The 19942-nt window shown below is 60.3% G+C and carries 20 protein-coding genes; 14 read left to right on the top strand and 6 right to left on the bottom strand.

Annotated features, from left to right (window positions below; all coding sequences use genetic code 11):
• Nucleotide 1: 1 nt before the first annotated feature.
• The 14 genes from urtD (at nt 2) to ureG (ending at nt 11170) form a co-directional block, all read left to right on the top strand.
• Entirely contained in the window at nt 2–757 is a 756-nt protein-coding gene (gene urtD, locus AS026_RS38075) for an urea ABC transporter ATP-binding protein UrtD (protein WP_018858228.1), read from the top strand.
• 1 nt (nt 758) lies between these two features.
• A complete protein-coding gene (gene urtE, locus AS026_RS38070; protein WP_018858229.1) occupies nt 759–1454 on the top strand; it encodes an urea ABC transporter ATP-binding subunit UrtE in 696 nt (231 codons plus the stop codon).
• A 180-nt stretch (nt 1455–1634) separates the two neighbouring features.
• Nucleotides 1635–2456: an urease accessory protein UreD gene (locus AS026_RS38065; RefSeq protein WP_062376278.1), complete on the top strand. Its 822-nt coding sequence runs from the start codon at nt 1635–1637 to the stop codon at nt 2454–2456.
• Nucleotides 2457–2476: 20 nt separating this feature from the next.
• Nucleotides 2477–2779 carry an urease subunit gamma gene (locus AS026_RS38060; protein WP_018858231.1) on the top strand — a complete coding sequence of 101 codons (303 nt, stop codon included), beginning with the start codon at nt 2477–2479 and terminating at the stop codon, nt 2777–2779.
• 7 nt (nt 2780–2786) lie between these two features.
• Nucleotides 2787–3041, top strand: a complete 255-nt coding sequence (locus AS026_RS38055) for a DUF1272 domain-containing protein (protein ID WP_018858232.1) — start codon at nt 2787–2789, stop codon at nt 3039–3041.
• A 10-nt stretch (nt 3042–3051) separates the two neighbouring features.
• A complete protein-coding gene (locus AS026_RS38050) occupies nt 3052–3357 on the top strand; it encodes an urease subunit beta (RefSeq protein WP_025660116.1) in 306 nt (101 codons plus the stop codon).
• 19 nt (nt 3358–3376) lie between these two features.
• Complete coding sequence (locus AS026_RS38045) at nt 3377–3787, top strand: lysozyme inhibitor LprI family protein (RefSeq protein WP_025660117.1); 411 nt, start codon at nt 3377–3379, stop codon at nt 3785–3787.
• A gap of 16 nt (nt 3788–3803) precedes the next feature.
• A complete protein-coding gene (locus AS026_RS38040) occupies nt 3804–4427 on the top strand; it encodes a hypothetical protein (RefSeq protein ID WP_062376305.1) in 624 nt (207 codons plus the stop codon).
• A 3-nt stretch (nt 4428–4430) separates the two neighbouring features.
• The gene (gene ureC, locus AS026_RS38035; protein WP_062376276.1) at nt 4431–6140 is read left to right on the top strand and encodes an urease subunit alpha; all 1710 of its coding nucleotides are present in this window, start codon (nt 4431–4433) and stop codon (nt 6138–6140) included.
• A 340-nt stretch (nt 6141–6480) separates the two neighbouring features.
• Nucleotides 6481–7332, top strand: coding sequence for a GGDEF domain-containing protein (locus tag AS026_RS38030; protein WP_062376274.1), 852 nt, complete (start codon nt 6481–6483; stop codon nt 7330–7332).
• Between the two features lie 99 nt (nt 7333–7431).
• Nucleotides 7432–9189, top strand: a complete 1758-nt coding sequence (locus tag AS026_RS38025) for an adenylate/guanylate cyclase domain-containing protein (RefSeq protein ID WP_245307755.1) — start codon at nt 7432–7434, stop codon at nt 9187–9189.
• A gap of 107 nt (nt 9190–9296) precedes the next feature.
• Nucleotides 9297–9779 carry an urease accessory protein UreE gene (gene ureE, locus AS026_RS38020; RefSeq protein WP_018858239.1) on the top strand — a complete coding sequence of 161 codons (483 nt, stop codon included), beginning with the start codon at nt 9297–9299 and terminating at the stop codon, nt 9777–9779.
• A gap of 6 nt (nt 9780–9785) precedes the next feature.
• Entirely contained in the window at nt 9786–10457 is a 672-nt protein-coding gene (locus AS026_RS38015; protein WP_062376270.1) for an urease accessory protein UreF, read from the top strand.
• 101 nt (nt 10458–10558) lie between these two features.
• Nucleotides 10559–11170 (top strand): urease accessory protein UreG, encoded by a 612-nt coding sequence (ureG, locus tag AS026_RS38010; RefSeq protein ID WP_025660122.1) that lies wholly within the window; start codon nt 10559–10561, stop codon nt 11168–11170.
• On the opposite strand, the gene AS026_RS38005 is transcribed toward ureG, so the two are convergent.
• The 6 genes from AS026_RS38005 to AS026_RS37980 all read right to left on the bottom strand — a co-directional run bounded on the left by AS026_RS38005 (nt 11171) and on the right by AS026_RS37980 (nt 19925).
• Nucleotides 11171–11851, bottom strand: coding sequence for a Crp/Fnr family transcriptional regulator (locus AS026_RS38005; protein WP_062376268.1), 681 nt, complete (start codon nt 11849–11851; stop codon nt 11171–11173).
• Nucleotides 11852–11995: 144 nt separating this feature from the next.
• A complete protein-coding gene (locus AS026_RS38000) occupies nt 11996–15286 on the bottom strand; it encodes an efflux RND transporter permease subunit (protein WP_018116917.1) in 3291 nt (1096 codons plus the stop codon).
• A gap of 10 nt (nt 15287–15296) precedes the next feature.
• Nucleotides 15297–16487 (bottom strand): efflux RND transporter periplasmic adaptor subunit, encoded by a 1191-nt coding sequence (locus AS026_RS37995; protein ID WP_018116918.1) that lies wholly within the window; start codon nt 16485–16487, stop codon nt 15297–15299.
• Nucleotides 16488–16888: 401 nt separating this feature from the next.
• Nucleotides 16889–17860: an ABC transporter substrate-binding protein gene (locus AS026_RS37990; RefSeq protein ID WP_018116919.1), complete on the bottom strand. Its 972-nt coding sequence runs from the start codon at nt 17858–17860 to the stop codon at nt 16889–16891.
• A gap of 56 nt (nt 17861–17916) precedes the next feature.
• Nucleotides 17917–19044: an ABC transporter permease gene (locus AS026_RS37985; protein WP_025660124.1), complete on the bottom strand. Its 1128-nt coding sequence runs from the start codon at nt 19042–19044 to the stop codon at nt 17917–17919.
• Nucleotides 19041–19925: an ABC transporter permease gene (locus tag AS026_RS37980; protein WP_062376266.1), complete on the bottom strand. Its 885-nt coding sequence runs from the start codon at nt 19923–19925 to the stop codon at nt 19041–19043. Before AS026_RS37980 ends, AS026_RS37985 begins: the two co-directional genes overlap by 4 nt.
• Nucleotides 19926–19942 lie beyond the last annotated feature (17 nt).

Raw genomic sequence — 19942 nt, 5'->3', positions numbered from 1 at the left:
CATGATCCCTGACGTCAAACCAAACAGCGTTCTCTATCTCAACAACGTCTCGGTTTCCTTCGACGGCTTCAAGGCACTGAACTCGCTCTCGATCGTCATCGAGCCCGGCGAACTTCGGGCCATCATCGGCCCGAATGGTGCCGGCAAGACAACGATGATGGACATCATCACCGGCAAGACGCGACCGGATGAAGGCGAGGTGTTCTTCAACGGGCAGACCGATCTCACCAAACTCGACGAGGCCGACATCGCGCAGCTCGGGATTGGTCGCAAGTTCCAGAAACCGACGGTCTTCGAAAGTCACACGGTGTGGGACAACCTCGAACTCGCCTTGAACCGCAAGCGCGATGTCTTCTCGACGCTGTTCTACCGGCTCTCCGCGGAAGACAGGGCTCGCATCGAGGAGATCCTTGAGACCGTGCGGCTGACGCATCGGCGCGACGAACTCGCCGCCAACCTCTCGCACGGCCAGAAGCAGTGGCTGGAGATCGGCATGCTTCTGGCGCAGGAACCGAAGCTTTTGTTGGTCGATGAGCCGGTCGCCGGCATGACGGACGCCGAAACCGCGGAAACGGCGATCCTCCTCAAGGAGATCGCCAAGACCCGCTCGGTCGTCGTCGTGGAGCATGACATGGGCTTCATCCGCGATCTCGGCGTCAAGGTGACCTGCCTTGCCGAAGGTTCGGTGCTGGCCGAAGGATCGATCGATTTCGTGAGCTCCGATCCGAAGGTGATCGAGAATTATCTGGGGCGCTGAGATGCTGACAGTCGAAAATGCAAACCTTCACTATGGCGCCGCCCAGGCGCTGCGCGGCATTTCCATCAAGGCGGAAATGGGCAAGATCACTTGCGTGCTAGGGCGTAACGGCGTGGGCAAGAGTTCTCTTCTCCGCGCCGTTACCGGCCAGCATCCGCTGTCGGCGGGAACGGTGACGTTCAACGACACCAGGCTCAACGGCCTGCCGCCCTATGCGCGCGCCAAGCAGGGCATCGGCTATGTGCCGCAGGGGCGTGAGATCTTTCCGTTGCTGACGGTAAAAGAAAATCTCGAGACCGGCTTTGCGCCGCTTTCACGGGGCAGCAAGAATATTCCCGACGATATCTTCAGCCTGTTTCCTGTGCTGCAGACCATGCTTGGACGTCGCGGCGGCGACCTTTCCGGCGGACAGCAGCAGCAGCTGGCGATCGGCCGGGCGATGGTAACGCGGCCGAAGATCCTCGTGCTCGACGAGCCGACCGAGGGCATCCAGCCGTCGATCATCAAGGACATCGGCCGGGCAATCCGGTATCTGCGCGACAGTGCCGGGATGGCGATCCTGCTGGTGGAACAGTATCTCGATTTCTGCCGCGAACTTGCCGATTACGTCTACATCATGGATCGCGGCGAGATCGTTCACGAGGGGCTTGCGGAAACGCTCGATACGCCGGAAGCGCGTCGTCATTTGACTGTATGATCCAGTGGTTATCTGTTGGGCAGATGCTGTTTTCCTCGGCAGTTTCTGAAGGATCTCGTTGCCGCCGGTCCGATCGTGGTGAGTGTGTCGGAGCGGCACGGGAATTGCTTGCTTTCTGCAAGTTAGTGACTTCAATGAAAACGGCCGGGGTCAACCGGCGGTCCATTGGGAAGGGACGGAATGACGAACGCGGCGGCAGCTACGAGACCGCAGAGAGCCGAGGGGCGCGGGCATCTGGCTGCGAGGATGCTCGACGGGCGTACGCGCCTGCAGGAACTCTACCAGGAAGGAGCGGGCAAGATCCGGCTTCCGGATACGTTCGATTCCTCCATGGAAGCCGTCATCATCAATACCGCGGGCGGCCTCACCGGCGGCGACCGAATGAACTGGAGCGTTACGGCTGGTCCCGGCGCCCGCATCGACGTCACCACGCAGGCCTGCGAGAAGATCTACAAGGCATCGGCAGGAACGGCTGAGGTCAACACTAGCATTACCGCGGGCGCAAACGCCCGGGTGGACTGGTTGCCGCAGGAAACCATCCTGTTCGATCGTTCATCGCTGTTTCGAAAGCTCGACGTTGATCTCGATGATGATGCCGAATTCCTGGCCGTCGAGGCCATCCTGCTTGGCCGGAAGGCGATGGGGGAGGCGGTGGAGAGCGGCCTCTTTCGCGACCGCTGGCGTATTCGCAAGGCAGGCCGGCTCTGCCACGCCGAGGACCTGGCGCTGCAGGGAAATGTTGCAATGTTTGCCGGTGCCGATGCCGTGCTGTCAGGCAAGGTCGCGTTTGCAACGCTGCTGTATGTAGGGCCGCGCGCCGAAGCCTACCTCGGTGCAGTGCGCCCGCTGCTTGAGGGCCATATGGGCGGCGCCAGCAGCTGGGCCGGCAAGCTTGTCGTGCGCCTTTCAGCGCCCGATGGTTTTGCCTTGAGAAAAATTCTCATCCCGATCATTTCGGCCTTGCGGGATGGAGCGCCGGTGCCGAAAGTCTGGAATCTCTAGTTGAAGCAGATGGATGCACGATGAACCTCACACCGAGAGAAAAAGACAAGCTGTTGATTTCGATGGCGGCGATGGTCGCGCGGCGGCGGCTGGAACGGGGCGTCAAGCTCAACCATCCCGAAGCGATCGCGTTGATCACCGATTTCGTCGTCGAAGGCGCGCGTGACGGGCGTCCGGTCGCCGAACTGATGGAGGCGGGGGCTCATGTCGTCGGCCGTGACCAAGTGATGGAAGGCATCGCGGAGATGATCCATGACGTCCAGGTCGAGGCAACCTTTCCTGATGGCACCAAGCTCGTCACCGTCCACGAACCGATCCGCTGAGGTTCCCATGCTGGAGCTGCGCCCCAATTGCGAATGCTGCGACAAGGATCTTCCGCCCGACAGTTCTGAGGCAATGATCTGCACATTCGAATGCACGTTCTGCGCCGATTGCGTTGCCGATGTTCTCGGCGGCATCTGCCCGAATTGCGGCGGCGAACTTGTGCGTCGCCCGGCGCGCCCCGCTGCCAAACTTGCCAAGTACCCGGCGTCAACAAAGCGCGTTCTGAAAGCCGAGGGCTGCGGGCCCATCAAGGCTGCGTGAGGAGAAGATCATGATCCCAGGAGAAATCATTGCCGCAAGCGGCGACATCGAGCTGAACTTCGGCGCGCCGACAGTGACGCTTGAGGTCTCGAACACCGGTGATCGCCCCGTGCAGGTCGGCAGCCACTATCATTTCGCGGAAACGAATGCCGGTCTCTCTTTCGATCGGGAGAAGGCACACGGCATGCGGCTCGATATCCCGGCCGGCACGGCCGTACGTTTCGAGCCCGGTCAGACGCGCTCGGTGACGCTCATCCCTCTCTCCGGCAAGCGCGAAGTCTACGGTTTCCGCCAGCTGGTCATGGGCAAGCTCTAGAGTGGGCCGGGAGCAGACGATGCGTGCGAGCCTGCACCTTCTGGCCGCCGGCGCTGCGACGGTCTTTGCCTTCGGCGCCAACGCCGAGGATCTTGATTGCAAAAATCCGGTCACGCAAGCTGACATGACGGCTTGTGAACAGGCGCGCCAGCAGACCGGCGACAAGGCACTGAACGCACAATACAAGATCACGCGCGCGGCTCTCGCAGCACTCGACAAGGATCTCGATGCGGATATGCGGGGTGCCGAAGAGGCACTGGTGAAGGCGCAGCGCGCATGGGTGAATTTCCGTGATGCGGAGTGTGAGGCGGCAGGCTTTCAGGCGCGTGGCGGCACGATGGAGCCGATGCTCGTAGCAGGCTGCATTGCAGAGTTGACGGACGCGCGCACCAAGCAGCTCAAGGAACTCGCAGAGACGATGGGCAACTGACATGGTTGGCAGGATCATGGTCGTCGGCAACGGAGAGATCGGCGCACAGGCGGCGGCCGCAGTGGCGGATGCTGCGTTCGTTATTCGCTTTAACGAATGCCGCTCCTACGAAGCGAGCCCGGGGCGCACCGACGTCGTCGCCGTCTGCAATACCGGGCGGCCGGGCAAGGCAATGCTTGCTTCCGAGGCGTGGCGGGAGCATCCAGCCGTGCGTGAGGCGGCGGCGATCTGGAGCGTGCGCGATCCGCAAAAGTTCGCGGAACTGCGAGCGCCGCTGGCCGTATCGCATCCCGAGCTCGACGATTTCTGCGACGACTACACGAGTCAATTCAATGCGTTCTGTGCTGATGTTGGCAAGATGCATGTGGTCGTTGACAAAGTGATTCATGAAGCGGTGGACAAGGCGCTCGCTGCCTACCACCCGGCGCCCTACGTCGTGCCGAGCAGCGGCATGATCGTGATCGCCGAAGTGATGAACAGATTTCCCGAGGCGACCATCGATCTCGCAGGCTTCGGCCACGCGGGATGGGAATGGCATCCTTTTGCTGCCGAGCGGCAGCTTGTCGATAGTTATGTCGCCGCTGGCCGCGTCACGCGGCTGCCGGCAAGCGCATCCCTTTCTTCCTCCCAAGGAGCCTGACATATGCCCTACAAGATTTCCCGCGCCGCCTATGCCGGCATGTTCGGCCCGACCACCGGCGACAAGGTGCGCCTCGCCGATACCGAGCTCTTCATCGAGATCGAGAAGGATTTCACCACATATGGCGAAGAGGTGAAATTTGGCGGCGGCAAGGTCATTCGCGACGGCATGGGCCAGAGCCAGGCGACGCGGGCGCAGGGTGCTGTCGATACCGTCATCACCAATGTCGTCATCATCGACCATACGGGCGTCGTCAAGGCCGATATAGGCCTAAAGAACGGCCGCATCGCGGCGATCGGCAAAGCCGGCAATCCGGATACGCAACCCGGCGTCAACATCATCGTCGGCCCCTCGACCGAGGCGATCGCTGGCGAAGGCAAGATCATCACTGCCGGCGGTATGGATGCGCATATTCACTACATCTGCCCGCAGCAGATCGAGGAAGCGCTGATGTCGGGCGTAACCTGCATGCTGGGCGGCGGCACCGGCCCGGCGCATGGCACGCTCGCCACGACCTGCACCGGTGCCTGGCACATCGAGCGGATGATCGAGAGCTTCGACGGCTTCCCGATGAACCTTGCGCTTGCCGGCAAGGGAAACGCCTCGCTGCCCGCCGCACTCGAAGAGATGGTGCTTGCGGGCGCATCGTCGCTGAAGCTCCACGAGGACTGGGGCACGACGCCGGCTGCGATCGACTGCTGCCTTTCGGTCGCCGACGACTATGACATCCAGGTGATGATCCACACCGACACGCTGAATGAAAGCGGCTTTGTCGAGGATACGATCGGCGCCATTAAGGGCCGCACCATCCACGCCTTCCACACGGAAGGAGCGGGCGGTGGCCACGCTCCTGACATTATCAAGATCTGCGGTCAGTCGAACGTCATCCCGTCGTCGACCAACCCGACGCGGCCCTACACGGTCAATACCGTCGCCGAGCATCTCGACATGCTGATGGTCTGCCACCATCTGTCACCGTCTATCCCCGAGGACATCGCATTTGCCGAAAGCCGCATCCGCAAGGAGACGATCGCGGCGGAAGACATCCTGCATGACATCGGCGCCTTCTCGATCATTTCGTCCGACAGCCAGGCCATGGGTCGTGTCGGGGAGGTAGCAATCCGTACTTGGCAGACTGCCGACAAGATGAAGCGTCAGCGCGGCCGCCTGAAGGAAGAGAAGGGCGAGAACGACAACTTCCGCGTCCGCCGCTATATTGCGAAATACACGATCAACCCGGCGATCGCGCAAGGTCTTTCACACGAAATCGGCTCGATCGAAGTCGGCAAGCGCGCCGATCTGGTTCTGTGGAACCCTGCCTTCTTCGGCGTCAAGCCTGAGATGGTATTGCTCGGCGGTTCGATTGCTGCGGCTCCCATGGGCGATCCGAATGCTTCGATCCCGACGCCGCAGCCGATGCATTACCGGCCGATGTTTGCCGCCCACGGCAAGCTGCGAACCAGTTCGTCTGTCACCTTCGTCTCGCAAGCGTCGCTCGATGCGGGTCTGAAGGGCCGTCTCGGCGTCGCTAAAAATCTTGTCGCTGTGAAGAACACCCGCGGCGGCCTTTCCAAGGCGTCGATGATTCACAACAGCCTGACGCCGCACATCGAGGTCGATCCGGAGACCTATGAGGTGCGGGCTGATGGCGAGTTGCTGACCTGCGAGCCGGCCACCGTCCTGCCGATGGCGCAGCGCTATTTCTTGTTTTGAGTGTTTGGGGCGGCCGCATGCGAGGTGGCGGCTCCTAAAGCCGCGTGTTAAGACTGAATCTCCTGTGGGTTGTTTTTTATTTTTGTATGTTCCACCTTTAGGCGTTCTTTCCGTAATAGGACATTCTCCTTGTTTGTGGTTATAAAACACAAGTAAAAACAAATTGTTACGCTTCAAAACTCACTGGATGATTGATCGCGGAAAGCGTCACGTTTTTGGGCAGCTTTCAACCGCCGCTCAATTCACCAAACTCGTTCGAACTTTAACAGTTCACTTAAGAACTCAGCAGGAGTTGACCTCTAAGCAATGTGCCTAGCGGCGGGCAAGAAGGTCGATTCGCATGAGAATTTCACTCCAGGCGGAGCTTGGCGATTTTCGTGATCGCCGCGCAATTTATGTGTTTGCTCTCAAGATGAGCTTCCTTGCGGTGACGCTCTCGTCGATCGTCATTGTCCTGCTATTGCCGCCGCTCGACTGGGCGGGACTGATGCCTGTTCCGCTCGCTCATGGTGTTGTCTACGGCGTGTTACTGTCGTGGCTTATTGGCGGGGCGGTCTCAAGCGTGCTGTCGCTGATAGCCGGTCACGCGATGCACCAGCTCAGCGTCTCGCGCGCGGAGTTCGAGCAGTTGAGCCGCACCGATGTGCTTTCAGGTCTTCTCAACCGACGTGCCTTTACAGAGGCATTGGAGCAGGTCGATGGAAATGCCTGTCTCGCGATCTTCGACGTCGACCGGTTCAAGGCCATAAACGATCGCTTCGGCCATGCCTGCGGCGATTCCGTCATCGTGGCAGTCTCCGCCATCCTCGCGGCTGCCTTCGGCGGGCACTCCGTCGCGGCGAGGCTGGGCGGTGAAGAGTTCGGCGCGATCGTTGTCGGTGGCTCACAAGAGCAGCGGATCGAGAGAGTGCAGTCGGTCTGCGCCCGCCTGGCCGGGCATCCGGTCGTTGCCGAAGATTGCGTGGTCGCACTGACTGTGTCGGCCGGTATTGCGGAGTTCGAGCCCGCACGGAGCAACGAGGCTGTTTATTCGGCGGCCGACAAGGCGCTCTACCTGGCAAAGGCGCTCGGTCGAAATCGCGTGGTGCATGAGAATGACGGGCTGCATCCTGGTTGGCGCAGACGTTTGCCGGAGGAGGCCGTGGCCGCGCACGCAATGAACATGGATTGCGATGAGGCGCGGCTGGCCTGACGAATTCGCGGAATTACACAGCGAATGCCTGCAACGACAAGTTGGAGCCGGCGGATAAGCGCCACGCGGCCTCGTTGGTCCCACGCGACCGCGGAAATCATGCTTCGCCGCGTCGTTCTGTGTTACGCTTGTCATTGTCGCTCATGCGATCGCTGGTTACTTGGAGAGCTTATGGCAAGGACGCCCCTCAAGCGACGGCTGGCAGCAATCATGGCCACCGACGTAGTCGGCTATTCTCGTCTCATGGAGGCTGACGAGGAGGCGACCCTAGCTTCAGTCAAAGCGATGCAGGAAGAGCTGATAAGGCCGAATGTCGAGCGCGAAGGCGGCAGGGTTTTCAAACTCATGGGCGACGGCACCTTGGCCGTATTTGATTCCGTGAACGGTGCAGTGGAGTGCGCGATTGCAATCCAGGGCGAACTTATGCGCCAGCGGGAAGGGTCGCGCCTAGTTCTTCGCATTGGAATCAATCTGGCCGATGTTTTGGTCGATGGTACCGACTTATTCGGCGACGGAGTGAACGTTGCCTCTCGCATTGAAGCAAGCGCATTCCCCGGCGGCATAAGCATCACGGATGGCGTCTATCACCAGATCGCCAAGAGGACTGGGACGGATTTTGTGGATGGCGGCGAAAGGGTTCTAAAGAATATCGATCGACCCGTGCGCGTTTGGCACTGGCAGCCACGTTACAACGGTTTCGTGGAAGAGGAGCGACCGCGCCCTGCTGACGGAGCAATCGCAAAGACCGCAGTTAGAATCACCGCCGCGCCGTCAACGGCCCCGCAGCAGCTGGACTTGGCGGAACTGGTTGTATCCTCCCTTGAAGACCTTCTTACCGAGCAGCGTTGGCTCGATGTCTCGCGTGTTGGATCCGCTTCCGCCGCACTGGATGGAAGTGCTATTCGCCCGTATGACTACACGGTCAAGATTGGTATTCATGGCGCAGGCCCGTTCCGGGTAAACGCCAAATTCCTGCATACGAACGCCACGCCTGTGATGTGGTCGCGAGCTTTCGATCTTCCGGAAAGTTACCATTTCGATGTCGTTGAACTGGTGGCGGCGGAGATAGGCTCGTTGGTTCAGGACAAGGTGCTGCTTGTAGCATCCGAGATGATCGCCAAGAAACCACAGTCGTCCTGGTCGGCCGACGAAAACTTCCTCTATGGCAGGATGCTTGATAGCAAGCATATGCTTCCCGAGGCGGAGGTTTTCTTCTTGAGGGCAACGGAACTGGATCCGGGGATGATTTATGCCCAGGCCAGCTATGCCATTGCCCTGACTTACAGTTTTGCCCAAACAGGCGACTTCGAGCACCTGCGCCGCGCCGACGAGATCGCACGGATCGCCTTGCGTATCGACAACAATGACGCCCTTTCCCACTATGCGGCAGCGCTGGTCCATCTGCTTTCACGCGACTACGACGGGGCCAGATCGCATTATGGCAAGGCGCGCGACCTTGCGCCCAGCGATCTGCAGATTCGCGCCGATCACGCGGAAATGCTCCACTACCTCGGCGACCTGGAACAAGCGGACGCCGAAATCGGTGAATGCTTCAGGTTGGCAAAATATCCCCCGGTGTGGTTCTGGGTGATCAGGGGAATTATCCGACTCCACCAGGGCCGCTTTGGTTCTGCAATTGAGGATTTTGAGAACATTCCATGGAGGTCGTGGCGAACGCTTATCTTGCTTGCTGCGGCCTATGCCCTGCACGGTGACGAAGTTCGATGTCGGCAGTACCAGACTGAGGCCTTGAGCCTTCAGCCCGCACTCGGACCTGAGCTTGTGCGAAACACCTTTCCCTATCGCGACCAGGACGCGCTTTCAAAACTTCTCTGTGCCTTTGTAGGAACTGCATAGGAATTCCGGGCGCAAACATCTGCTGCAGATGCCTTTCCGGCAGGTTCCTTCTTGCATCGCATCAGGCTATTTTGCATGGTCGCAGTCTCAAGCGAATTGGACACGTCATGCAACGCGTTACTTCCTACCTGCCTGCGGGCACGCCTTCCTCGAACCCCATCGGAAAAGTGGTTTTGCCGCACGACCTGAGGCATTTGCGGCGAAAGCTGCTTCACCTCGACAACGGCGAGATGGTCATGCTCGACCTCAAGGAGCCGGTGCTTTTTGCCAGTGGTGATATGTTGGTTCTCGAGGATGGCGAGCTCATCGAAATTGTAGCCGCAGACGAGAAGCTCTTCGAGGTGAGGGGCAGGGATCGCGTGCACCTGATCGAGCTCGCTTGGCATCTCGGCAATCGGCATCTCGGCGCCCAGATCGAGGAAGACCGCATCCTTATCCTTCGTGATCATGTGATCCGCTCCATGCTCGAAGGGCTCGGTGCGACGATCCGCGAAGTTGCAGAGCCGTTCCAGCCGGCACGTGGTGCGTATCATTCACATGGCCATGCGCACGGTCATGACCAAGCGCATCATCATCACTCGCACGACTGATCCGATATGACTGATGATGCCGACCTGCATGCGTTGTTGAGGATGATGACCTGGCTTTCGCCAGCTTTCCCCGTCGGGTCCTTCGCCTATTCAGGCGGTTTGGAGCGCGCCGTTCATGATCGGCTGGTCTCCGATGCTCATTCGCTTGCTGCGTGGGCGTCGAACCTGATGGAGCGTGGGCCTGTATGGAACGACGTGGTTCTCCTTGCCGAGAGCCACCGCTGTCACCGACAGTCGGAGCGGCTCGGCGAACTGGCGGAGCTCGCCGAAGCGCTTGCTGGCTCGCGCGAGCGTCATCAGGAGGCGATGCTGCTCGGCGATGCGTTCCTGTCCGCCGCCGGTGCGTGGCCAGACGAGGTTTTCGATCGATTGCCGCGACATGTGGCCTACCCGGTGGCGATCGGTGCCGTGGCGGGTGCCCATGGGGTGGCGTTGGAGAAGGCGATTGCGGCATTCCTGCATGCCTATCTCTCGCAGGCAGTTTCCGCAGGTATCCGTCTCGGCGTGGCCGGGCAGAAGGATGGCGTTGCCATTCTGTCGCGGCTTGAAGGCGACATAACCTCGGTTGTGAAGCGGGCGGCAGCTTCAACACTCGACGATCTCGGATCGGCGACCATCCAGGCCGACATCATGTCGCTGCGCCATGAAACGCAGTCGACCAGGCTCTTTCGATCGTGACTTGTCCGCAGACGCGCGGCCAGCCGTCGCCACCTGCGTCATTTGCCGGTGGTCGCCCTTCAGGCGGCACGCTATCATCGGCCGTTATTGGAGTTCAGAATATGAAATCAGGAAACGGACCCTTGCGCGTGGGCATCGGTGGGCCGGTCGGCTCCGGCAAGACGGCGCTGACCGAGAAGCTCTGCAAGGCCATGCGCGACGACTATTCGGTGGCTGTCGTCACGAACGACATCTACACGACCGAGGATGCCGAGGCGCTCATGCGCATGCAAGCTTTGCCATCGGATCGGATCGTTGGCGTGGAGACCGGCGGTTGCCCGCACACGGCGATCCGTGAGGACGCGACGATCAATCTGCAGGCCATCGCGGGCCTGAATGAGCGGATTCCCGATCTCGATGTAGTTTTCATCGAGTCGGGCGGTGACAATCTGGCCGCCACCTTCTCCCCTGATCTGGCTGATATCACGATCTACGTCATCTCGGTTTGCCAGGGCGAGGAAATCCCGCGCAAGGGTGGCCCAGGTATTACCAAATCGGACCTTCTCGTCATCAACAAGAAGGATCTGGCTCCCTATGTCGGCGCGGACCTCGAGGTCATGGACCGCGACGCGACACGGATGCGCCAGGCACGCCCCTTCGTATTCTCCGACATGAAGCGTGGCGATGGCGTTAGCTCCATCGTCAGCTTCCTGAAGGAACATGGCGGCCTGTAGTCAAACCTGCCTCAGCGCGTTGACATCCTCGATCGCGATGGCGCGGCCGCTGACGCGTACGCCTGATGTGCGCAAGGCGGAGAAGGCACGTGACAGCGCTTCCGGCGCAAGGCCGAGCTTTCGTGCCAGCAGGCGCTTTTGGAACGGCAGGCGCAGGGAAGCCCGCGCACCCTCACTCGTACAATGCGTCAGCAGATAGTGGGCGACGCGCTGCTGGCTGGTCTGCATGCGATCGCGCGCCAGACACTCCATGGTCGACAGCAAATGCCGCGAGAGGCTGCGCGCGATCGCGCTGCCAATCCGCGGGTGTTGAGCGAGCAACGCCTTGACCTCAGCGAGATTAAAGCGGGCGAGGATGACGTGCTCCATCGCCTGTGCGCTATAATTGTATGCGTCGCCGGCAAGCACCAGGCATTCACCGAAGCTGTCGCCCGGCTCGCAGATGCTGACATCCGCTTCGCGTTCCTCAGAGCCGCGATAGAGCCTGACGTAGCCACTTAGCACGCAATAGAAGTAGTGCGCCTTCTCGTGTTCACGGAAGAGAACATCCTGTGGACCGTAGCGCACCGCCACCGCGCAGGACAGCAGAGCGTCTCGCTCGTGTCGGTCAAGGTTGGAGGTGATCAACGCACCGCCAAGCATCGCCTGCTGCGCGCTGCTCAGTTTAAAAGCTCCGGACATCTGTTTCTCCCTGTGGCGCGGCGGGTGCCGTTCCCTACCTGATATTTGGAAGGATAACCGGGAGACGCGGTTCAGAACTTGAGCTTGATCAAATGTCAGCTAATAAAAAAGCCGGGGTGTTGCCCCGGCTCTTGGCTCGAGCGGCTACTCTGCCGCGAACGGCGGCAGGCGTACGACATTGCCAGATTTGCCGCGCTTGCTTTCCGGGGTCTCGATTGCCGTTACCCGGCCCTCGAGCGCACCCAGCGCTTGTGTGAGTTCTTCGCGGGACATGGCCAGATCTTCCTTGTCCTTCTTGCCCACGAGACGACCGAACATCCAGGCAAGCAAGCGGGACAGATCGTCCATGATCAGGAAGAACGAAGGCACGACGACCAGCGAAAGCACGGTCGACACGATAATGCCGCCGATCACCGCAATCGCCATCGGCGCACGGAACGAACCGCCTTCGCCGACGCCGAGCGCTGATGGGAGCATACCTGCTGACATGGCAATAGACGTCATGATGATCGGCCGGGCGCGCTTGCGACCTGCTTCGACCATGGCTTCGACACGCTCCATGCCGCGATGACGCATCTCGATGGCGAAGTCGACGAGCAGGATCGCGTTCTTCGTCACGATGCCCATCAGCATCAGGATGCCGATCATCACGGGCATCGAGAGCGGATTCTGGGTGACCAGCAGCCCGACTGCCACGCCGCCGATCGCAAGCGGCAGCGAGAACAGGATGGTGAAGGGCTGGATCACGTCCTTGAAGAGGAGGATCAGCACCGTCAGCACCAGCATCAGGCCCATCAACATGGCGTTGACGAAGCTCTGCTGCATTTCGGTCTGCACCTTCGTGTCGCCACTTTCGGCAAGCTGTACCGTCGGCGGAATGTTGGCTTCCTTGACGATCTGGCGGAACCGTGCCGAGGCAGTGTCGAGTGCCACGCCCTGCGGCAGGTCCGAGCCGATCGATACGACGCGGTAGCGGTTGTTGCGCTTGATCGAGCTGACGCCTTCCGAATAGTCGATATCGGCGACAGTGGAGAGCGGTACGGTGCTGCCGCTTGCCGTTTGGATCTTCATTGCCCGCAAGGCGGCAAGATCGCGACGCATGTCGAGCGAGGCCTGCACGCGGATCGGGATCTGGCGATCGTCCAGGTTGATCTTGGCGAGCGCCGCATCAATATCGCCGATGGTGGCAACGCGGATGGTTTCGGAGATCTGCTGCGGCGTGATGCCGAGGCGAGCCGCCTGATCCTTGCGCGGACGGATCTGGAGTTCCGGACGGGGCAGGGCGCCTTCGGCGCTGACGTTCGCCAGCAGCGGATCGGCTCGCAGTTTCGCTTCCAGGATACCGACAGCATCGTTCAGATCCTTCTCGTTCTTGGAGAGGAAGTTGAACGACAGGTCACGTTCGCCGCGATCGTTGAGCTTCAGGATGCGAACGTCTGGGATATCATGGAGTTTGGCAAAGACCTCCTTTTCGATATCCCACTGCGGACGAACGCGTCCCTTCGGTTCCACCTTGGGCAGATAGGATCCAATGACCGGGACCTTAACGAGCATGTCGTCCAGCTTCTTTAAAAGCCTCTGGTCAAGCTTGTGGAGCGTGAGCGTTACCGTCGCACGGCGCAGTTCGAGGTCGCCCTTCGGAGACGCGCCACCAAGCACGAAGACGCTTTCGACGCCGTCGATATCCTTCACGTCCTTGTAGATCGCGTTCGTGGTCGCTTCCGTGTCGTCGAGCGTCGCATTCGGCGGTAGCTCGACGGACAGGACGATGCGCGATGCGTCCTCCGGCGGCAGGAAGCTGCCGGGCACCTGCGCAAGCAACATCACGGAGCCGACAAGGAAGGCGATCGCCGCAATCAGTGTCGCATAGCGGGTCCACCACCGGCGGGTCGTAGCGCGCACGAGGCGCGTATATCCGCGGAAGAAGAGGCCGTCGTTGTCGTGATGGTCTTCGATGCCGTCTTCCGCGCGCATCAGATATGCGGCCATCATCGGCGTGATGAGGCGCGCCACCATGAGCGAGAAGAACACCGAGAAGGCAACTGTCAGGCCGAACTGAATGAAGTACTGACCGGGGATGCCAGGCATGAACGACACCGGCACGAACACAGCGATGATCGTGAAGGTCGTCGCGATAACCGCGAGGCCAATTTCGTCTGCCGCCTCGATCGCCGCGCGGTAGGGCGTCTTGCCCATCTTGATATGTCGGGCGATGTTCTCGATCTCGACGATCGCGTCATCGACGAGAATACCGGTCGCGAGCGTCAGGGCAAGGAAGCTGACAAGGTTCAGCGAGAAACCCATCAGGTCCATGATCCAGAAAGTCGGGATCGCCGACAACGGCAGCGCGATGGCCGAGATAAGCGTTGCACGCCAGTTCCGGAGGAAGAGGAAGACAACGATGATCGCAAGCAGCGCGCCCTCGATCAGCGTATCGATGGCCGCTTCATAGTTGCCATAGGTGAAATAAACGGAGTCGCTGATCAGCTCGATGCCGACGTTCGGGTTTTCCGCACGCACCTTGTCGAGGCTCTTTGCCACGGTTTCGGCGACGCTGACCTCACTGGCACCCTTCGAGCGGAAGACGCCGAAGGTCACGACAGGGGTATCATCGAAGCGCGAGAAGGATTTCGGCTCCTGATAGGTGTCCTTGATGACGCCGAGATCGGAAACCTTGACGAAGCGGCCGTTTGGCAATGCGATCGTGGTGTTGGCAAGTTCGGCGACATTGCGGGCGTCGCCGAGCACACGGATCGCCTGTTCGCTGCCTGCCACCTGGCCACGGCCGGAGCCGAGGTCGACGTTGGTGCCGCGCAGTTGTTGGTTCACGCTTGCCGCGGTAATGCCGTGGGCGTTCAGCTTGTCGGGATTGAGCTCGATACGCACTTCGCGGTCTGCACCGCCGTAACGGTCGACACGGCCGATGCCGGCCTGCCCCTGCAGGGCGCGCTTGACCGTATCATCGACGAACCAGGAGAGCTCTTCGAGCGTCATGTCGGGGGAGGAGACGGCAAAGGTCTGGATCGCCTGACCCTCGACGTCGATCTTCGAGACGATCGGTTCTTCGACGTTGGCAGGCAGGTCGCTGCGGATGCGGTCGATCGCGTCCTTGGTGTCCTGAACGGCCTGCTCGGTCGGCACTTCCATGCGGAACATGACGACCGTCTGCGACTGGCCGTCCGTCACCGTCGATTGGATTTCATCGATGCCGTTGATACTGGCGACGGCATCCTCGATCTCCTTCGTCACCTGCATCTCGAGCTCGGCCGGCGAAGCGCCGCTCTGCGTTACGACGATGGAGACGAGCGGAACGTCAATGTTCGGAAACCGCGTGATCGGCAGCCTATTGAAGGACTGGATGCCGACGAAAAGCAGAAGTGCGAACGCCAGAAGCGAGGCGACGGGATTTCGGATAGACCAGGCTGAAAAGTTCATCGGCCGTCTCTCAGTTGGAAACCGGTGGCTGTTCACGAACCGGCGTGATGCGGTCGCCGTCACGGACATAGGCGCCCGCTTTGGCTACGACCTCATCGCCAGCTTTCAATCCATTGACGATCTCGACATAGGCTCCGTCCTGGATGCCGGTTTCGACCTTGGCAAATTTGACGACGTTATTCTCGACCTTACGGGCCGAGGATCCTTCATTGCCCGACAGCACGGCCGAGACGGGGAGCGCCACGTTTTCCGTTGTGCGCACGACGATGTCGGCGCTGCCGTACATACCCGAACGCGCCTTGCTGGAATCGTCGATCAAAATGTGGACCAAACCGAGGCGCGTGAGCGGATCGACTGTCGGCGAGACCAGACGCACGGAGCCGCTAATCTTTTCGCGACTACCAGAGAGCAAGATGGTGGCCTTCTGGCCGGGTTGAACCTTCACAATCTCGCTCTCGCCCACTTCCGCCACAAGCTCGATCTCGTCATCGCGAATGACCGTGAAAAGCGGATCGCCGGTGGCGAGCGCAATCGCTCCGATCCTGGCGTTCTTGGCTGCGACAGTACCGGCGACCGGCGTCTTGACGTCGGTGCGTGCGAGCTTCAGATCAGCGTCCGCGATCTGGCTCTCCGTGACCTTGATCTCCGCGACGGCTACCTGGATTGCCTGCTTTGCCGAGTCAACACGGGCGTTGGCGGAAGCTGCAGCGGCATCCGCCTGTTCGACCGTTGCCGTCGAGACAGTGCCCTTCTTGCCCATTTCCTGGGCGCGGACCTGCTGCTGTCGTGCCTGCTCCGCATTAGCCTCTGCTTCAATCAGTTGTGCGCGAAGCTGGGCAAGGCTCGCCTCGTTCTTGGCTTTCGTGGCCTGCATCTGGCTTTTCTGCAGGATGATTGCGTCGTCGTTCAGGGTCGCCAGCGTGCTATCGGCCTGGACCCTGTCGCCGATATCCGCGTTGAGCGCACGGATCGACAAGCCTTCGACCTGCGGCTGGATATAGACTTCCTCGACTGGCTTAACCGTACCGGTCGCGACAACACGATCGACGAGCGTGCGGGTGGAGGCTTTCGTCACGACGATGGCCGGCAGGTTTTGTTGCGGCTTTGCGACCGGCTGTTCCTGGGCAAATGTCGTTGACGCTACAACCGCCGCGATCAGCAGAGTTGAGGCGCGAAGTATCTTAACAGGCGTACGTGCCATGCGTCGTCATCCAGTTTTGCTCGGCCTAGCTTGCGCGTTGTCATCAGCGCGCCCATGACCGGTTCCCGTATTGGTATTCTCAGAAGTATTTTCGTTCATTTGCCGACTCTTACTTAAGAAGTCCCTCATCCGGCAAACTCGGCTTGTACGTGGTAGCTATTTGCCCATCGCGCAAGTCCGGCAGAAAATAATTCCTCGTTCGAACACAATAATTACCAATGTGATGCAGATCAATCACTGTGCGGTTATGCAAGCATTCCGTTAGTTGATCCTGCGTCGTTGTTATGACGTGCGAGCACCGCTCGATGCGACATCGATCGCGAAATTTCTTCGATAAAAACAGCAAAAAAATGAAAAAACGCGCGGAGGGTCCGCGCGTTTCGTGTCTTGTCGTTACCGAATTACTTGGAAGCAGCGTCCGTTACGTCGTGCGTCCAGGCTCCGGTCGGTTCCTTGTTGATGATCTTTTGGTCAAGGAGTGCCTTGGCCGTGCGATCATAGAGGGTCGTGTCGAGCTTGCCGGTGCCATCGCCGATCAACTTGGCAACTTCGCCCATCATACGCTTCTGGTGGTTTTCGTCCTGGCCGCCGGCGTCAACGACGATTCCGGCAGCTTCATCCGGGTTCTCGGTTGCGTACTTCCAGCCCTTCATCGAAGCCTTGACGAACTTGACCATCTTTTCCTTGAAGGCCGGGTCCTTGAGCTTGTCTTCCATGGCATAGAGGCCGTCTTCGAGAAGGTCGTTGCCCATGGCGGTATAGTTGAAGACGATCAGGTCTTCGGGCTTGAAGCCGGCATCGATCGCCTGCCAGTATTCGTTATAGGTCATGACGGAGATGCAGTCGGCCTGCTTCTGCAGCAGCGGCTGCACGTCGAAGCTCTGCTTCAACACGGTCACGCCATCGGCACCGCCTTCGGTCTTCAGGCCAAGCTTGTTCATCCAGGCGAAGAACGGATATTCGTTGCCGAAGAACCAGACGCCGAGCGTATGGCCCTTGAAATCGGCTTCGGTCTTGATCGGGCCGTCCTTGCGGCAGACCATTTCCATGCCTGATTTCTGGTAGGGCTGGGCGATGTTGACGAGCGGAACGCCCTTCTCACGAGCAACAAGCGCGCCGCCCATCCAGTCGACGATGACGTCAGCGCCGCCGCCGGCGATCACCTGTTCCGGCGCAATGTCAGGGCCGCCCGGCTTGATGGTGACGTCGAGGCCTTCTTCCTCGTAGTAGCCCTTTTCCTTGGCGACGTAATAACCGGCGAACTGCGACTGCGTCACCCACTTGAGCTGCAGCGTCACCTTGTCGGCAGCCATCGCTTGGGTTGCCGCGAGCGACATCGCGCTCGCCATCATCGCAATAATCAGTTTTTTCATTTTCTTTTTTCCCTCTGAAGTTATGCCTAATCCCATTCGCGGGAATAAAGCGACGCCTAGCCACCACGGATAGACGGATGCCAGAAAGTCACCGCCCTTTCGGCGAGGGCGACGACGCCATAGAAGACCGAGCCTACCAGCGCCGCAATGGCGATTTCGGCCCAGACCATGTCGACATTCATGCGCCCGATCTCGGTGGAGATACGGAAGCCCATGCCGACGATCGGCGTACCAAAGAACTCCGCAACGATGGCACCGATCAGCGCCAGCGTCGAGTTGATCTTCAATGCATTGAAAATGAAGGGCATCGCCGCCGGAAGCCGGAGCTTCAGCAGCGTCTGCCAATAGTTGGAGGCATACGTCTGCATCAGGTCGCGCTCCATCGCGCCGGATGCGGTGAGGCCGGCGACGGTGTTCACCAACATCGGGAAGAACGTCATGATGATGACGACGGCTGCCTTCGACTGCCAGTCGAAGCCGAACCACATCACCATGATCGGCGCGACGCCGATAATCGGGAGCGCCGACACCATATTGCCGATCGGCAGAAGGCCCCGGCGCAGGAAACCGACGCGATCGGCGAGGATCGCGACGGCAAAGCCTGCGCTACAGCCGATGATGTAACCGGCGAATACTGCCTTGAAGATCGTCTGACGTACGTCGTCGGCCAGGATCGGCAGCGAGCCGGCGATCCTGGCTCCAATGGCGCTAGGTGGCGGCAGCAGGACGAAGGGAATGCCGGCGCCGCGCGTCAGCGCCTCCCAGAGTATCAGGATCCAGGCACCGAAGATTGCCGGGATCAGCAGCCGCAGGCACGAGCGGCCCAAATTCGAGGCCGGCGTCATGGCCGAAAGCTCGGTGACGCATCGCCAGGCAAGCAGCCAGCAGGCGGCCATCAGTAGGAAGAAGGATTTCGTCGCCAGGCCTTCGTTGCCGGTCACACCAGCGAGCAGGACCCATGCCGCCCAGTGCGCGCCGATCAGCAGAACGGCGGCGACATACAGCTTCGGCAATGGCGAGAAGGAAACGAGGGCGACCGCGACGATCAACGCGATCGTAAGGCCCGCGGTTATCGACGACACCGGGTCCGGTGCGCCCTCGGCCATGATCGGCAAGGTGATCATCGCAATCGCGGTCAGCACCAGGGCAAGAATACCCTGCCAGGAAAAAGCCATCTGCTTCATGCCGGCCTCCCGCCCATCGAACGATCGACGAACTTTGCGACAAGGCCGACGACGGCGACCAGGCTTGCGGCCAACACCGAGCCCGCGACAAGCGCTGCCCAGATGTCGATCGTCTGGCTGTAATAGGAGCCGGCGAGCAGTTTCGAGCCGATGCCGGCGACGGCGCCGGTCGGAAGCTCGCCGACAATGGCGCCGACAAGGCTTGCGGCGATCGCGACCTTCATCGAGGTGAAGAGGAACGGCACGGATGCCGGAACACGCAGCTTCCAGAATGTCTGGGCGGGTGTCGCGTTATAGGTTCGCATCAGGTCTAGGAACATGACCTCGGGCGACCGCAGGCCCTTCACCATGCCAACAGTGACCGGGAAGAAGGAGAGGTAGGTCGAGATCAGCGCCTTCGGGATCAGCCCGGTGATGTTGATGGCGCCGAGGACGACGATCACCATCGGTGCGATTGCCAGGATCGGTACGGTCTGCGAAGCAATGACCCACGGCATGAGGCTGCGGTCGAGCGCCTTGATATGAACGATCCCGACAGCGATCAGGATCCCGAGCAGCGTGCCGAAGCCGAAGCCAAGCAGCGTCGAGGAAAGCGTGACCCAGCTGTGGTAGACGAGGCTGCGGTTGCTCGAGAGCTTCCGCAGAAACGTGTTTTCGAAGACGTTTTGCACTACCTGATGGGGCGCGGGCAGCAACGGCTTCGGTTGCGAGAGCGTTTTCTCGATGAATTCGATGGTGTCAGGCGTCTGGTTGGCGCGCTGATCCATGTCCCGCTGGAAGGAGGCGTTCATCAGGACCGCCGCAACGTACCAGATCGCGATCAGGACCACGAGGATCGTGACGACGGGGACGATCCTGTCTTTGAGAGTGTCGGGCTTCATGAGCGCCCCCGCGCAAC

Origin of the sequence: Rhizobium altiplani (genome assembly GCF_001542405.1) — a bacterium.
Classification (GTDB): domain Bacteria; phylum Pseudomonadota; class Alphaproteobacteria; order Rhizobiales; family Rhizobiaceae; genus Rhizobium; species Rhizobium altiplani.
The sequence above is the reverse complement of the archived record's forward strand: the minus strand, read 5'-3'. Positions and strand labels throughout refer to the sequence as shown.